This is a genomic window from Streptomyces lonarensis (assembly GCF_012033735.1).
GTDB lineage: Bacteria > Actinomycetota > Actinomycetes > Streptomycetales > Streptomycetaceae > Streptomyces > Streptomyces lonarensis.
Map to the genome: position 1 here is coordinate 1 of NZ_JAAVJD010000454.1, position 1,533 is coordinate 1,533.

Sequence of the window (1,533 nt, forward strand, 5' to 3'; positions counted from 1 at the left end):
CGTGACCGCGCTGCGCGCACCCGGGTACCCCGACGACGCCGTCCGCGCCTCGGCGCCCCGCGGCGCGGAGCCCGTCGCCGCCTCGTCGTTCGGCGGTTTCGTCGCGGCCGCGGCGGCGGCCGGCTCCCTGGTGGTGCAGCCCCGGATGGGGTTCAGCGACCCCGCGGCGATGCGCCGCGGCCTGGCCGCCACCCGGGCCGCCGGCGCGACGACCGTCGGGACCCTGACGATCGACAGCTACACCCGGGTCGGTGACGACGCCTCGGCGCGTGCCTGCCTCGACGACGGCGTCCCGCTCAACGGCTACCCCATCACCGCCCACTCCGCCGCACGGAGCCGGGAGCTGCTGGCCGGGGTCGCCGGTCCGGAGTTCCCGGTCCAGGTCCGCCACGGCTCCTCCGTCCCGGAGGGCATCATCCGCGCGCTGGTCGCCGGCGGTCTGGACGCCACCGAGGGCGGCCCGGTCTCCTACTGCCTGCCGTACGGCCGCACCCCGCTGGCCCGATCGGTGGAGAACTGGGCGCGCGCCTGCGAGCTGCTGGCCGAGCTGGCGCCCGCGCCGCGCCTCCCGCACGTGGAGAGCTTCGGCGGCTGCATGCTGGGCCAGCTCTGCCCGCCGGCGCTGCTGGTGGCGATCAGCCTGCTGGAGGGCGTCTTCTTCACCCGGCACGGCATCACCAGCGTCTCGCTGAGCTACGCGCAGCAGACGCACGCCGCGGAGGACGAGGACGCGGTGCGCGCGCTGCGGCGGCTCGCCGGCGAGTTCCTCCCGGCCGGCACCGACTGGCACGTCGTGCTCTACACCTACATGGGGGTCTACCCCATGACGGAGCACGGCGCCCTGCGGCTGCTGGAGTGCTCGGCACGGCTGGCCGTCCGGGCCGGGGCGCGCCGGCTGATCGTGAAGACCGCCGCCGAGGCGCACCGCATCCCGACCGTCGAAGAGAACGTCCGCGCGCTGGAGACGGCCGCCGGCGCCGCGGCGTCGGCCGCCCCCGCACCGGTCGGCGGCGGGGACAGCGAGGTCTACCTCCAGGCGCGCGAGTTCGTCCGGGCGGTGCTCTCGCTGGACGAGAACGTGGGCCGCGCGCTGCGGACCGCGTTCGCGCGCGGGGTCCTCGACATCCCCTACTGCCTCCACCCCGACAACGCGGGCCGCACCCGCAGCTACCTGGACGGCGACGGCCGGCTGCGCTGGTCCGCCACGGGCGGCATGCCCGTGGCGCCGGACCGCGCCGGCAGCGGTGCGCTGACCTCCTGGGGGCTGCTCTCCGCGCTGCACGGCATGGCCCGGATCTTCGACGGGTCGGACCCGTCCGACCGCGACCCCCGGGAACTCCCGGGCGCCTGGGCCGAGTCGGGCGCCGCCACCTCCGACCCGGCCGACGCCACCACGGCCGTACCCGCCACTGCCGAACCCAGCACGGCCGTACCCGCCACTGCCGAACCCACCACCGCCACGCACGCACGCGCCGCCGGCCCCGCCGCCGACGACCCCACCGCCACCGCCGGCCCCGCCGCGCTGCCGACGGC

Annotated in this window: 1 pseudogene; it reads left to right on the plus strand. The window is 77.5% G+C overall.

What is annotated here, in order from left to right:
- Window positions 1-1,533 (plus strand): annotated as a pseudogene (locus HCN56_RS25480) (amino acid--tRNA ligase-related protein); the annotation flags it as partial.